The organism is Streptomyces sp. NPDC107522 (genome assembly GCF_055657525.1).
The window spans coordinates 86,627-99,943 of the sequence record NZ_JBVKAU010000017.1 but is presented as its reverse complement, the minus strand read 5'-3'; the positions used below and the strand labels follow the sequence as shown (position 1 = coordinate 99,943).

15 protein-coding genes are annotated in these 13,317 nt (G+C 72.5%); 6 read left to right on the top strand and 9 right to left on the bottom strand.

Annotated elements, in window-relative coordinates; genetic code table 11:
* Positions 1 to 275: 275 nt before the first annotated feature.
* The 6 genes from ACZ7L6_RS35735 to ACZ7L6_RS35710 form a co-directional block, all read right to left on the bottom strand.
* On the bottom strand, positions 276 to 947 hold the full coding sequence (locus ACZ7L6_RS35735; protein ID WP_471931305.1) for an ABC transporter permease: 672 nt from the start codon (positions 945 to 947) through the stop codon (positions 276 to 278).
* Positions 944 to 1,657, bottom strand: a complete 714-nt coding sequence (locus tag ACZ7L6_RS35730; RefSeq protein WP_471931303.1) for an ABC transporter permease — start codon at positions 1,655 to 1,657, stop codon at positions 944 to 946. Before ACZ7L6_RS35730 ends, ACZ7L6_RS35735 begins: the two co-directional genes overlap by 4 nt.
* Positions 1,654 to 2,811, bottom strand: coding sequence for an ABC transporter ATP-binding protein (locus ACZ7L6_RS35725; RefSeq protein WP_471931301.1), 1,158 nt, complete (start codon positions 2,809 to 2,811; stop codon positions 1,654 to 1,656). Before ACZ7L6_RS35725 ends, ACZ7L6_RS35730 begins: the two co-directional genes overlap by 4 nt.
* A 75-nt stretch (positions 2,812 to 2,886) precedes the next feature.
* Positions 2,887 to 3,621 (bottom strand): methyltransferase domain-containing protein, encoded by a 735-nt coding sequence (locus ACZ7L6_RS35720; RefSeq protein WP_471931299.1) that lies wholly within the window; start codon positions 3,619 to 3,621, stop codon positions 2,887 to 2,889.
* Positions 3,618 to 4,229, bottom strand: coding sequence for a TIGR04282 family arsenosugar biosynthesis glycosyltransferase (locus ACZ7L6_RS35715; protein WP_471931297.1), 612 nt, complete (start codon positions 4,227 to 4,229; stop codon positions 3,618 to 3,620). The genes ACZ7L6_RS35720 and ACZ7L6_RS35715 overlap by 4 nt, the downstream gene beginning before the upstream one ends.
* Complete coding sequence (locus tag ACZ7L6_RS35710) at positions 4,226 to 4,963, bottom strand: glycosyltransferase family 2 protein (protein ID WP_471931295.1); 738 nt, start codon at positions 4,961 to 4,963, stop codon at positions 4,226 to 4,228. Before ACZ7L6_RS35710 ends, ACZ7L6_RS35715 begins: the two co-directional genes overlap by 4 nt.
* A gap of 103 nt (positions 4,964 to 5,066) precedes the next feature.
* Between ACZ7L6_RS35710 and ACZ7L6_RS35705 the strand changes: the two genes are divergently transcribed.
* Together ACZ7L6_RS35705 and ACZ7L6_RS35700 are read left to right on the top strand one after the other, a co-directional pair.
* Positions 5,067 to 5,789: a response regulator transcription factor gene (locus tag ACZ7L6_RS35705; RefSeq protein WP_471931293.1), complete on the top strand. Its 723-nt coding sequence runs from the start codon at positions 5,067 to 5,069 to the stop codon at positions 5,787 to 5,789.
* Positions 5,790 to 5,794: 5 nt separating this feature from the next.
* Complete coding sequence (locus ACZ7L6_RS35700; RefSeq protein WP_471931445.1) at positions 5,795 to 6,907, top strand: sensor histidine kinase; 1,113 nt, start codon at positions 5,795 to 5,797, stop codon at positions 6,905 to 6,907.
* 29 nt (positions 6,908 to 6,936) lie between these two features.
* Here ACZ7L6_RS35700 and ACZ7L6_RS35695 read toward each other — a convergent pair whose 3' ends face one another.
* From ACZ7L6_RS35695 to ACZ7L6_RS35685, 3 genes are all read right to left on the bottom strand, one after another.
* Complete coding sequence (locus ACZ7L6_RS35695; RefSeq protein ID WP_471931291.1) at positions 6,937 to 7,947, bottom strand: NAD-dependent epimerase/dehydratase family protein; 1,011 nt, start codon at positions 7,945 to 7,947, stop codon at positions 6,937 to 6,939.
* Between the two features lie 238 nt (positions 7,948 to 8,185).
* Entirely contained in the window at positions 8,186 to 9,649 is a 1,464-nt protein-coding gene (locus ACZ7L6_RS35690) for a sensor histidine kinase (RefSeq protein ID WP_471931289.1), read from the bottom strand.
* The gene (locus tag ACZ7L6_RS35685; protein ID WP_471931287.1) at positions 9,646 to 10,353 is read right to left on the bottom strand and encodes a response regulator transcription factor; all 708 of its coding nucleotides are present in this window, start codon (positions 10,351 to 10,353) and stop codon (positions 9,646 to 9,648) included. Before ACZ7L6_RS35685 ends, ACZ7L6_RS35690 begins: the two co-directional genes overlap by 4 nt.
* Positions 10,354 to 10,559: 206 nt before the next feature.
* Between ACZ7L6_RS35685 and ACZ7L6_RS35680 the strand changes: the two genes are divergently transcribed.
* The 4 genes from ACZ7L6_RS35680 to ACZ7L6_RS35665 are packed head-to-tail and all read left to right on the top strand — an operon-like array spanning position 10,560 to position 13,316.
* The gene (locus ACZ7L6_RS35680; RefSeq protein WP_471931443.1) at positions 10,560 to 11,846 is read left to right on the top strand and encodes a ferredoxin reductase family protein; all 1,287 of its coding nucleotides are present in this window, start codon (positions 10,560 to 10,562) and stop codon (positions 11,844 to 11,846) included.
* 19 nt (positions 11,847 to 11,865) lie between these two features.
* Positions 11,866 to 12,318, top strand: coding sequence for an FMN-binding protein (locus tag ACZ7L6_RS35675; protein ID WP_471931285.1), 453 nt, complete (start codon positions 11,866 to 11,868; stop codon positions 12,316 to 12,318).
* Positions 12,319 to 12,336: 18 nt separating this feature from the next.
* Positions 12,337 to 12,570 carry an FMN-binding protein gene (locus ACZ7L6_RS35670; RefSeq protein ID WP_471931283.1) on the top strand — a complete coding sequence of 78 codons (234 nt, stop codon included), beginning with the start codon at positions 12,337 to 12,339 and terminating at the stop codon, positions 12,568 to 12,570.
* A gap of 5 nt (positions 12,571 to 12,575) precedes the next feature.
* Positions 12,576 to 13,316, top strand: a complete 741-nt coding sequence (locus tag ACZ7L6_RS35665; protein WP_471931281.1) for an FAD:protein FMN transferase — start codon at positions 12,576 to 12,578, stop codon at positions 13,314 to 13,316.
* The last annotated feature ends 1 nt before the right edge of the window (position 13,317 follow it).

The window sequence follows — 13,317 nt, the reverse complement described above, 5'->3', positions numbered from 1 at the left end:
CAGGCTCAGGAGGGTGCTGCCCTCCGACTCGCTGGAGTACTCGGTGCAGTCGGCGCACGCCGGGAGGTGGACACTGCCGGTGACCGGGCCGGCGTAGCGTGTGCGCCGCCGTTCGCGTCCGCTTCGGCCACGGCGTTGGAGCCGAGGTTCGCGATGCCGCACTCGTGGAGCGAGGTGGCCAGGGGATCCTCGGGCCGGTCGGCGAGGGAGCCGAGCCGCTCGGCGCCCATCGTGTCGGGCAGCTTTGAATCACCCTGCGAAGCAGCCCCGCGTCCCTAAGAGGCGCTCCGGCGTACCCCCGGCGACACCGCGATCCGGCCCAGTGCCCAGAACACCGCCAGCGTCGCCAGCGCCATCGCGGCGACCAGCGTGGCGCCCCCGACGACCTTCTCGTAGCTGCGCTGGTAGAGGCCGTCGATGATGTACCGGCCGAGCCCGCCGAGGCTGACGTACGCGGCGACGGTGGCCGTCGACACGATCTGGATGGCCCCGGAGCGCAGGCCGCTGAGGATCAGGGGGAGGGCGGCGGGGAGTTCGACCTGGAAGAGGACTCCGGCCTCGCTCATGCCCATGCCCCGCGCGGCGTCGACCGGTGACGGGTCGACGGAGCGCATCGCCTCGTAGGTGGTGACGAGGATCGGCGGGACGGCGAGGACGACCAGCGGGGTCATCACGTTCACCATGCCGAACCCGACCAGCAGGGTCATCAGCACCAGCAGACCGAAGGTGGGCAGGGCACGCCCGGCGACGGCGATCAGGGCGAGGACGTTGCCGCCGCGCCCGTAGTGACCCGTGATCAGGCCGACCGGCAGTCCGATCAGGGCGGCGATGCCGAGCGCCTGCAGGGTGTACTGGACGTGCTCGCCCACGCGCGTGGGGATGCCGTCGTAGCCGCTCCAGTGGGCGCTGTCGTTGAAGAAGTCGCTGATGAAGTGCAGCAGGTTCACCGGGCTGCGTCCTTAAGGGCTGCGGCGGCCGGGTCGGGCCGGTCGGCCTTCGGTGTGGTGCGGGCTCGGCGCGGCATCCACGGCGTCAGCAGCATGCGTACGACGACCAGCAGGCCGTCGGCGAGGATGGCCAGGAGGGCCATGCTGAGCACGGCGTTCACCGCGAGCTCCGGCCGGTTGTAGATGTTCGCGTCGTTGATCAGGTTGCCGAGGGCGCCCTGGTTCCCGATGAGGGCGCCGATGCTGACGAGGCTGATGCTGGACACGGTCGCCACACGCAGCCCGGCGATGATCGCGGGCACCGCGATGGGCAACTGCACCTGGAGGTAGCGGCGTACGGGGCCGAAGCCCATGGCCGTCGCGGCGGCGAGGGTCTCCTGCGGAACCGAGCGGACGCCGTCGACGATCGCCGGGACCAGGACGACGAGGCTGTAGACGGTGAGCGGGATCATCACCGTGAGCTCGGTCTGGCCCGTGTAGTCGATGAGAAGGACGAAGAAGGCCAGCGAGGGAACGGCGTACAGCACGGTCGTCACCCACAGCACCGGCGGGTACAGCCAGCGGAAGCGCACGCACAGCTGGGCCAGCGGCAGCGAGATCAGCAGCCCGGCCAGCACCGGCAGCAGGGCCTCGCGCAAGTGCAGCCCGACCAGGCCGAGCCAGCTGTGCTGGAGGTCGCTGGGGATGTCGAAGATGCGGTCCCAGTTCATCCGGCGACCTTCACGTCCGTACGTCCCTCGCCGCGTCCGTCGGCGTCACGGCCCTCCGCGTGGGCGCCGCGGATCGCCTCGGCGATGGTCTGCTGGGAGACCACACCGGTCACCCGTCCGTCGGCGTCGACGGCGACCGCCCACCCCGTCGGCGAGAGCACGGCGCAGTCCAGCGCGGCGCGCAGCGAGTCGGTGCCTGGGACGAACGGCCGCCCGTACGGCAGGAGTTCCTCCGGCTCGATCTCCCCGGCGGTCAGGTTCTGCGGCTCGCTCCAGCCGAGGGGCTTGCCGTCGGGGTCCGTGAGGAGGAGGTAGGGGGCGTCCGCGCCGTCGTACGCGGCGATCTGCTCGGCGGTGGCGTCGACCGCCATGACCGGCGCGGTCAGCAGCTCCAGCCCGGCGGCGGGGAAGAACGACAGCCGCCGGATGCCGCGGTCGGCGCCGAGGAAGTCCTCCACGAACGCGTCGGCGGGGTGGGACAGCAGCTCGGCGGGCGGGGCGAACTGGGCGAGATGGCCGCCGGTGCGCATCACGGCGACCATGGTGCCGAGCTTGACGGCCTCGTCGATGTCGTGGGTGACGAAGACGATGGTCTTGCCCAACTCCTCCTGGATGCGCAGGAGTTCGTCCTGCAGGCCCTTGCGGACCACGGGGTCGACCGCGGAGAACGGCTCGTCCATCAGCAGCACCGGCGGGTCCGCGGCCAGCGCCCGCGCCACACCGACGCGCTGCTGCTGGCCGCCGGAGAGCTGGTAGGGGTACCGCTTGGCGAGCGTCCCGTCGAGGCCGACCCGCTCCATCAGCTCCCGTGCCCGCGCCCGGGACTTCTCCTTGCCCCAGCCGAGCATGCGGGGCACGGTCGCGATGTTGTCGAGGATCGTGCGGTGCTGGAAGAGCCCGGCGTTCTGGATGACGTACCCCATGGACCGGCGCAGGGTGTTGACGGGCTGCTGCTGGATGTCCACGCCGTCGAGGAGGATGGTGCCCTCGCTGGGCTCGACCATCCGGTTGATCATCCGCAGGGTGGTCGTCTTCCCGCACCCCGAGGGCCCGACGAGAACGGTGATCGAGCGGTCGGGTATGTCCAGCGACAGCCGGTCGACCGCCACCGTGCCGTCCGGGTACCGCTTGGTGACTGAATCTATCCGTATCAAAACGCCGAATGCCCTTCGGGTTTGGCAGTTCTCGCCCGCTTTCGACCACGGGCTCCGGGCCGTTGAGGGCCGAGTCTAGACCTCTTGTGTTGCGGAACCTTTGCTGTGACCTGGCTGACGCCGGTCACTGCGCAGGGCGGTGAAGGAACGGCCGCCTGCCCGCCACTGATCGACGACACGCCAGCCGGCGCGCTCCGCGTGCCGCAGCAGGGCGGGCGTGCCGAGCCGGGCCCAGGGGAAGAGGGTGCCGGTGGCGCCCCGGGCATCGGTGACATGGACCTGGACCCGCTCGTCGAGGTCCAGGTCCGGCACCGTTTCGGCGATCAACAGTCCGCGCGGCGAGAGCAGTTGGACCATACGGTCGAGGAGGGCCCGTGGGTCGCCGCCGATGCCGATGTTGCCGTCGATGAGCAGGGCGGTGCCCCAGCGGCCCTCGTCGGGGAGCGGGTCGAAGACGGAGCGGTGCAACGCCGGTCCACCGAGCCGTGCGGTGTGTGCGACGGCGGCCTCGCTGACGTCGATGCCGAGCACCCGCCGCCCCTGCCGGTCCAACGCCGCCACCAGCCTCCCGGGCCCGCACCCGACGTCCAGCACCGCGCCCTCGCAGCGCCGCAGCACCTCCAGATCCGCCGCGTCGGCGTCCGCGCACCAGCGCTCCACGTCCAGCGGCAGCAGCCAGCCGTCCGGGCGGCGCAGGAAGAGGGGGCCCCGGCCGGTGCTCAGGGCGCGCGCGTAGGGGTCGGCGGACCAGGGGCGGTCCTCGGTCGCGTCTCTTGTGCCGGACTGTACGGGGATCCGGACGGTGCTCATCGGCCCGCCGCCGGGATCAGGCGCGCCAGCGTCGTCGCGAAGTGTCCGCCCGGCGCCGACTTGGCGACGAGGTCGGCGTCGTACGCCGTGTCGACGTCCCGCAGGCGCGGCAGGTCACGCACCCGCAGGTCCGCGAGCCGCTCCCGCTGTACGGCCCCGGTGTGCGGCGTCGACATCGGTACGCCGCGCAACCGTGCCGGGTCCGGTGCGGCGAGGCCCAGCGCCCAGAAGCCGCCGTCCTCGGCGGGGCCGAAGTACGCGTCGCAGTCCGCCCAGTCCACGGTCAGCAGCTCCGGTGTCACCTGCGGGGTGTCCATGCCGACGAGCAGCGCCGGGCCGTCGCAGCCCGCGAAGGCGGCGGCCAGCCGTTCGTCGAGACCGCCCGAGCACTGCCGTACGACGTCGAAGCCCGGCGGCAGCCAGGGGCCGGGCGCTCCGTCCAGCACCAGCACCCGGCGCCGCGCGGGCGTCCGCGCCACGGCCTCCAGCGTGTCCGCGAGGGAGGCCTCCGCGAGCGCGGCCGCCTCCTCGGGCGTGAAGGGCGGCGTCAGCCTGGTCTTCACCCGGCCCGGCCGGGGCTCCTTGGCGATGACGAGGAGCGTGGTCAAGAGCGGGCCCCTTCCCGGACGTTCGGGCCGGCCGGTGGCTCGGCCAGCACCCGGCTCATGTCCCGCACCGCCTGCCAGGTGCCGCGCCAGGTCCCCGTCACCTTCGAGGCGCCCGTGCGCGGGCGGTACGGCACGTCGTACTCGGCGATCCGCCAGCCCGCGTCGGCGGCGCGCACGACCATCTGCAGGGGGTAGCCGCTGCGCCGGTCCGTCAGGCCGAGGGCGAGCAGCGGCTCGCGGCGGGCGGCGCGCAGGGGACCCACGTCGTGCAGGCGCAGGCCGGTCCGGCGGCGCAGGAGGCAGGCGAGGGCGAGGTTGGCCGCGCGGGCGTGCGGCGGCCAGGCTCCGCGCCGCTGGGGTCGGCGGCGACCCAGGACCAGGTCGGCCTCGTCGGCCACGAGGCGCCGCACGAAGGGCACCAGGTCGCCCGGGTCGAGCGAGGCGTCGCAGTCGCAGAAGCAGACGATGTCCGCCGTGGCCGCGGTCAGGCCCGCATGGCAGGCGGCGCCGAAACCGCGCCGCGCCTCCCGTACGACGGTCGCGCCGAGGGCGTGCGCGATGCCGGCCGAACCGTCCGTGGAGCCGTTGTCCACGACGAGCGCACGCCAGCCGGGCGGGATGCGCTCCAGGACCCGGGGCAGCGCCTCGGCCTCGTCGAGACAGGGAAGCACGACGTCCACGGACGCCGCGTGAGGTTCACTCGCTCGTGGTGATGAGGTCGTCACGGCTTTCACCCTACGAGCACGAAAGGGGCATATCGGATTACGGCTCCTTACGAAACAAGGACGTCGGAGCCGGACGGCGCCGCGCGGGCGCGTGGGGTGCGACGCTGGCGGCATGGAGCATGAACAGCCGAACGCGCAGGCCGGGGCCCGGGTCCTCGTCGTCGACGACGATCCCACCGTCGCCGAGGTCGTCACCGGGTACCTCGACCGCGCCGGATACGTCGTGGACCGCGCCGGTGACGGCCTCGACGCCCTCGCCCGGGCCGCCGCGCACTGGCCGGACCTCGTCGTCCTGGACCTGATGCTGCCCGGCATGGACGGCCTGGAGGTGTGCCGGCGGATACGCGGCCACGGGCCCGTGCCGGTCATCATGCTCACCGCGCGCGGCGACGAGGACGACCGCATCCTCGGCCTGGAGGTCGGCGCCGACGACTACGTCACCAAGCCCTTCAGCCCCCGTGAACTCGTCCTGCGGGTCGAGTCGGTGCTGCGTCGCACCCGCCCGGTCCAGCCGTCGGGCACGCTCCGCGCGGGCGGGCTCTCGGTCGACCCGGCGGCCCGACGTGCCGTGAAGAGCGGCAGCGAACTCGCCCTCACCATCCGCGAGTTCGACCTCCTCGCCTTCTTCCTGCGCCACCCCGGCCGGGTCTACAGCCGTGAGGACCTGATGCGCGAGGTATGGGGCTGGGAGTTCGGGGACCTGTCGACGGTCACCGTCCATGTCCGCCGGCTGCGCGGCAAGGTCGAGGACGACCCGGCGCGCCCCCGGCTGATCCAGACGGTCTGGGGCGTCGGTTACCGGTTCGACGCCACCGGTTCCGGCATCGAGGGGTGATGACCGTGAAGGACACCCTCCTCATCGCCCTCTTCGCCTTCGTCGGCGCCGCGGCCGCCGGCCTGGTCGGCGCCTGCGTCCTGCTGATGATCCGGCGCCGCTCGCTCATCGCGCACCTCGCCGTGGTCGCGGGCGTCGGTGTGAGCGCGATGCTCGCGGGCACCCTCGCCGTTGCGCAGGCGATGTTCCTGAACGGACACGACCTGCGTGTCGTCACCACCGTCGTCGCCATGGCCGCGATCGTCTCCCTGGCCACCGCCCTGCTCCTCGGCCGCTGGGTCGCCGCCCGCAGTCACGCCCTCGCGCTCGCCGCCCGCTCCTTCGGCGACCGCGGCGACTTCACCTCGCCCGACGGGCCCGCCACGGCCGAACTGGCCGCGCTGAGCCGCGAGTTGGAGGCGACCAGCGCCCGGCTCGCCGAGTCGCGTGAGCGCGAGCGCGCCCTGGAGTCCTCGCGGCGCGAGCTCGTCGCCTGGATCTCCCACGATCTGCGCACCCCGCTCGCCGGCCTGCGCGCGATGGCCGAGGCACTGGAGGACGGGGTCGCCGCCGACCCCGACCGCTACCTCAAGCAGATCCGGATGGAGGTGGAGCGCCTCAACGGCATGGTGGGCGACCTCTTCGAGCTGTCCCGCATCCACGCGGGGACGCTGGCGCTGAGCCCGAGCCGCATCTCCCTGTACGACCTCGTCGGTGACGCGCTCGCGGGCGCCGACCCGCTGGCGCGCGAGCACGGCGTACGGCTGGTCGGTGACCGGGTCGAACCCGTTCCGGTGGAGGTGGACGGCAAGGAGATGAGCCGGGTGCTGGGCAATCTGCTGGTGAACGCGATTCGCCGGACGCCCGCCGACGGCACCGTCGCCGTCGCCGCCGAGCGCTCGCCCGAAGGCGTCGTCCTGTCCGTCACGGACGGCTGCGGCGGCATCCCCGAGGAGGACCTGCCACGCGTCTTCGACACCGGCTGGCGCGGCTCGCACGCCCGGACGCCTCCCGCGGGGGCGGGGCTCGGCCTCGCCATCGTGCGCGGCATCGTTGAGGCCCACGACGGGCGGGCCACGGTGCAGAACGTCCCCGGCGGCTGCCGCTTCGAGGTGGTGCTGCCCGCCGCCGCTTCATGAAGGCGGGCAGCACCACCGGTCCGATGAGGCTACGCCTCCCGCAGCCCGGCCCGCGCGAACTCTTGCATCCCGTCCGCGAACCCGACCTCGGCCTTCCAGCCCAGCTCCGTGCGCAGCCGCGCCGAGTCCGCCGTGATGTGCCGTACGTCGCCCAGCCGGTACTCCCCGGTCACGACCGGCTCGGGGCCGCCGTACGCCGCCGCGAGCGCGTGGGCCATCTCGCCGACGGTGTGCGGGTCGCCGCTGCCGGTGTTGTACGCCGTGAGGGCGCCCTCCGGCAGTGCTGCCGAAGTCGCCTCCAGCGCGGCCACGTTGGCGGCCGCCACATCCCGTACGTGCACGAAGTCCCGGCGCTGGCGGCCGTCCTCGAAGACCCTCGGTGCCTCGCCGCGGGCGAGGGCCGAGCGGAAGAAGGAGGCGACGCCGGCGTAGGGGGTGTCACGGGGCATGCCCGGGCCGTAGACGTTGTGGTAGCGCAGCGACACCGCCGTGCCGCCCGTCGCGCGCGCCCATGCCGCCGCCAGGTGTTCCTGGGCGAGCTTGGTCGTCGCGTACACGTTGCGCGGGTCGACCGGGGCGTCCTCGCCGACCAGCCCGGGCGACAGGTCGGCGCCGCACTCCGGGCAGGGCGGCTCGAACCGGCCCGCGTCCAGGTCGGCGACGGAGCGGGGGCCCGGCCGTACGATGCCGTGCCGCGCGCACTCGTACCGGCCCTCCCCGTACACCACCATCGACCCCGCGAGGACCAGCCGCCGTACGCCCGCCTCGGCCATGGCGGTGAGCAGCACGGCCGTGCCGAGGTCGTTGCGGGAGACGTACTCCGGGGCGTCCGAGAAGCCGATGCCGAGGCCGACCATCGCGGCCTGGTGGCACACGGCGTCGACGCCGGTCAGGGCATGGTTGAGGGAGTAGGGGTTGCGCACGTCCGACTCGGGGTCGGCGCGGACGTCGTACACGACGGGCTCGTGGCCGTGCGCCGCGAGCGCCTCGACGACATGGGACCCGATGAATCCGGCACCGCCGGTGACCAGTACGCGCATGCGCTCACGCTAGGGCTGACAGGGGCGGCGGGGCTGCTCGATGCCGCTCACGTCACGGGTCCGTAAGTGTTTCGCCCCCGCCGCCCCTACCCATTCCCATCCTGAAGGGGCTCCGCCCCTTCGACCCCGCCAGGGGGCTCCGCCCCCTGGACCCCCGTCGGCCCCGAAAGGGCCTTGTCCTCAAACGCCGGACGGGCTGAAAGATGCCGGTCGGCGTCGAGAGGTTGCGGGCTCGTCCTCAAACGCCGGACGGGCCGGTGTTGCCGGCCGGCGTCAGTGGGAGCGTCACCGTGAACACTGTCGCCCCGGGCTCGCTGCTCAGGTCGATCCGGCCGCCATGGGCCCGTACCAGCGACTGCGCCACGGCCAGACCCAGCCCGCTCCCGCCCCGGTCCCGGCTGCGGGCCTTGTCGACGCGGTAGAAGCGGTCGAAGACCCGTTCCCGGTCGGTGGGCGGGATGCCTGGGCCTGCGTCGGCGATGCGGACCTGGGCGGTGCCGTTCGTCAGCGACAGGGACACGGACACCGGTGTGCCGGCCGGGGTGTGCATCGCGGCGTTGGTGAGGAGGTTGTCGAGGACCTGGCGTATGCGCTGGGGGTCCAGGCGCAGTTTCAGGGAGGCGGGGCCGGGGGTGACCGTCAGCTGATGGTCGGCGTGGGTGACGCGGAAGGCGTCGGCGGCCTGCTCGACCAGCTCCACCAGGTCCGCCTCCTGTGGGCGGAGGGGGGTCTCGACCTCCGCCGCGTCCAGGCGGGCGAGCAGGAGCAGGTCGTCGAGGAGGAAGCCCATCCGGGCCGCCTCGGCTCGCAGGCGCGCCAGGTGCTTGTCGCGTTCCTCCGGGGCGTTGGCGGCCGCGTACTGGAAGAGGTCGGCGTAGCCCCGAACCGACATCAGGGGGGTGCGCAGCTCGTGCGAGGCGTCCGCCACGAAGCGGCGCAGGCGCTGTTCCGCCTCCGCGCGCACGGCGAGGGAGTCGTCGATGTGTTCCAGCATCGTGTTGAACGCGGTGCGCAGCTCCTCCACCTCGGGCCCGCCGCCGCGCCGGTCGTGCCGCACCGGCAGCCGCGCGGAGTCCGTCAGGTCGTGCGAGGTGATGCCACGGGCGGTGTGTGCCATGTCGCTCAGCGGCTGCAGGCCGCGCCGCAGCATGGCCCGCCCGAACACGACGAGCGCCAGCAGCGCGAGGACGAAGGTGACCACCTGGATGGTGATCAGCTGGCCCACGGTGTCCTCGATGTCCTCCATGGGCGCCGCGCTGACCAGGACCACGCCGGGCTCGACCTCGCAGGCACGCAGCCGGTACTGGCCCGCTCCCTTCAGGTGCTCGGTGCGCAGCAGCTCCTCATGCGCGACGGTCTGCGCCCGGGCCAGGGAAGTGAAGTCGTCGACGTCCTTCGGCAGGTCGGCGGGATCCTCGGGCCTGCGCAGTTCGGCCGTGCCGTCCGACACGTCGTACACGGCGTAGAACCAGCTGTAGTACTTCTTGCCCGAGAGTGTGCCGTAGTCCTCGAGGCTCTTGGACTGGGCGACCTGGGCCTGCGCCAGCTGCGTGTCGAGCTGGTTCGACAGGTAGTCCCGCATGTACGTCGTCAGGGCCGTGCCGACGACGGCGAACACGACCAGTGCCAGCGCGCCCAGCCCCAGCGCGAGCCTGGTGCCCAGCCGGAGCCTGCCGTACGTCCGCCGCAGCCACCCGATCACTCGGCGGCCTGCCGGATCACGTACCCGAAGCCGCGCACCGTGTGGATCAGCGGCGCCCTGCCGGCGGCGGACTCATCGGGTTCGTCGAGCTTGCGGCGCAGCCTGCTGACGACCAGCTCGACGACGTTCGAGCGGCCGCCGAAGCCGTACTCCCACACATGGTCGAGGATCTGCGCCTTGGTGAGCACGGTCGGTGACTTGCGCATCAGATAGCGCAGCACCTCGTACTCGGTCGGCGTCAGCGTCAGCAGCTTGTCGCCGCGGCGCACCTCGCGGGTGTCCTCGTCCATCGTCAGGTCGCCCACCCGCAGCACCGAGCGCTGGAAGCCGGGCCCGGCGCTGCGCCGCAGCACGGTCCGCAGCCGGGCCATCAGCTCCTCCACGGCGAACGGCTTGACCAGGTAGTCGTCACCGCCCCGGGTCAGCCCGGCCACCCGGTCGGCGACGCCGTCGCGGGCGGTGAGGAACACCACGGGCACCATCGTCCCGGCCGCGCGCAGCCCGTCCAGGACGCCGAAGCCGTCCACGTCCGGCAGCATCAGGTCCAGGACCACGATGTCCGGGTGGAACTCGGCGGCCAGCCGCAGCGCCTCCTCGCCGGAGTTCGCGGTGACCGCCTCCCAGCCCTCGTAGCGGGCGACCGTCGCGACGAGGTCGGCGATGGGCGGGTCGTCGTCCACGACCAGCAGGCGTACTTTCTCCACCCGTTCATACTGCGGCACCCGGCACCGGTCCTCCGGGGCGGGTGGGGGCCCGCGACCACATCGATAAACACTTGAAAGAAGTACGACAGCTTTTCGACAGCTCCGTCCGGACAAGCTCGGTAACCACAGACGAGATCAAGGAGCTGTCGCCCGTGACGACGACCGTCCAATCGCCCCCTGCGCCCCCCGCGGCGATACGCCCCAGGGTGGTCGCCCGCACGGGCCTGTACGCCGTGCTGGCCGCGAACGTGGCCGCGGTGCTCTACTTCTTCTTCGCCGCGGGCTTCGCCTCGAACACGCTCATCGTGCTGGGGCGCCTGACGGGCCTGTTCGGCGCGCTGCTCATGGCGTTCCAGCTGCTGCTGGTGGCCCGGCTGCCGTGGCTCGACCGCCGGATCGGCATGGACCGGCTGACCTCCTGGCACCGCTGGACCGGCTTCAGCGTCCTGTGGGCCCTGCTCGCGCACGCCGTGTTCATCACCTTCGGCTACGCCGAGTCGTCCTCGCTGGACCCGGTGAACCAGCTGGTCGACCTCGCCGAGACGGTCGAGGGCGTGCTGCGCGCCGTCGTCGCGCTGGGGATCATCATCGTGATCGGTGTCGTCTCCGCCCGGTTCGCGCGGCGGCGGCTGGCGTACGAGACGTGGCACTTCATCCACCTGTACACGTACGTCGCGGTGGTCCTGGCGTTCACGCACCAGGTCGCGGTCGGTACGTCCTTCACCTCGTCCTCCGCCGCCACGGCGTACTGGTACGCGGTGTGGGGTGTGGCGCTGGGCGCGGTGTTCGTGGGCCGCCTCGTCCTGCCGCTGTGGCGGAACTGGCGCCACCAGTTCCGTGTCTCGGCCGTCGTCCCCGAGTCCGACAACGTCGTCTCCGTCTACGTCACCGGCCGTGACCTGGACAAGCTGCCCGCCCGGGCCGGTCAGTTCTTCCTGTGGCGGTTCCTGACGAAGGACCGCTGGTGGCAGGCCAACCCGTTCTCCCTGTCCGCCGCCCCCGACGGCCGCACGCTGCGGCTGACCGCGAAGGCGGCGGGCGACGGCTCGGCGGCCCTGCGGCACATGAAGGTCGGCACGCGCGTCTTCGCCGAGGGCCCGTACGGCGCCTTGACGGCGCTGCACCGCACCCGCCCCGAGGCCGTCCTCATCGCCGGCGGCGTCGGCGTCACCCCCATCCGGGCCCTGCTTGAGGAGCTGCACGGCCACGCGGTCGTGATCTACCGGGTGGCCTCGGACCGGGACGCCGTCCTGTACGGCGAGCTGGTGGAGCTCGCCCACGCCAAGGGCGCCGAACTGCATCTGGTCACCGGTCCCGTCAGCCCGGACAAGCTGGCCCCGGCCGAGCTTCAGCGGCTCGTTCCGGACATCACCGACCGGGACGTCTTCCTGTGCGGACCGCCGCCCATGATGAACGCGGTCATCGGCAGCCTGCGCGAGCTGGGCGTGCCCAAGCAGCAGGTCCACTTCGAGCGCTTCAGCCTGGCCGGCTGAGAAGGACGGGGAAGACACCGTGAAGCGAGCAATACCTGTCCTGGTTCTGAGCGTCGCGGGCCTGATCCCGGTCTGGCGCTACGAGCCGTCTCTCGGCACGGCCACCACGGAGGCCGCCGCACCGGCCTCGGCACCCTCGGCGTCGTCCTCCGCCGCCGCGGGGTCCGGGCCCGGCGGCACGGTCGTCAAGGGCTCGACCGTGGAGACCGACAAGGGTCCCGTGCAGGTCCAGGTGACCTTCGACGGCACCAGGATCACGGCCGTGAAGATGCTCCAGCAGCCCAACCACCCCCAGACGACGGCCGCGGTGCCGAAGCTGATCGCTCAGACGCTGGAAGCCCAGAGCGCGGACATCGACACGGTCTCCGGCGCCACGATCACCAGCGAGGGGTACAAGGAGTCCCTCCAGGCCGCGATCGACGGGAACGCGGAGTCGGCGTCCTCTTCCTCGTCCGCCGCCTCGCAGACGTAGACGGTCGACGGCTCGACGGTGACCACCGACAAGGGCCCGGTGCAGGTCCAGGTGACCTTCGACGGCGACAAGATCTCGGCCGTGAAGATGCTCCAGCAGCCCAACCACCCGCAGACGACGGCGGCCGTGCCGAAACTGATCGCTCAGACGCTGGAAGCCCAGAGCGCGGACATCGACACGGTCTCCGGCGCCACCATCACCAGCGACGGCTACAAGGAGTCCCTCCAGGCCGCCATCGACGCGAAGGGCTGATCGTCATGCACCGAGTCGAACACGTCATGGGGTTCCCGGTCTCGCTGCGGGTCGACGACGAGTACGTCGGCCAGAACACCGCCGACGCGCTGTTCGCGTGGCTGCGCGAGGTCGACGCCCGGTTCAGCCCGTTCAGGGCGGACAGCGAGGTGTGCCGGCTGGACCGGGGTGAGATCGCGCGGGCAGACGTCAGCGCCGACCTCGACGAGGTGCTGGGGCTGTGCGAGGAGTACCGGGTCGCCACCGGCGGCGCCTTCGACGTACGGCTGCCGGGGCGCGGGCTGGATCCGTGTGCGGTGGTGAAGGGCTGGTCCGTGCAGCGGGCGGCCGAGCTGCTCAAGGCTGCGGGGGCGCGGCGCTTCGTCCTCAACGCCGGGGGTGACGTGGTCGCCTCCGGCGGGCCGTGGCGGGTGGGGGTACGGCACCCCGAGCAGGCCGACAAGGTGTGCACGGTGGCCGAGCTCACCGACGGGGCGATAGCGACGTCGGCTCGCTATGAGCGCGGCGACCACATCATCGACGGCCGCACCGGGCGTCCGGCGACGGGGCTGCTGTCCCTCACCGTCGTGGCGTCGTCCCTGACCGTGGCGGACACCGTGGCGACCGCCGCGTTCGCCATGGGCGCGGAGGGCGTCGAGTGGGCCGCCGCACGGGAAGGCTGCGAGGTGTTCGCGGTGGACGCCGAGCGGCGGGTGTTCCGTACGGAGGGGTTCCCGGTGGCGTCCGCGCAGGCGCGGGCGGCGTGAG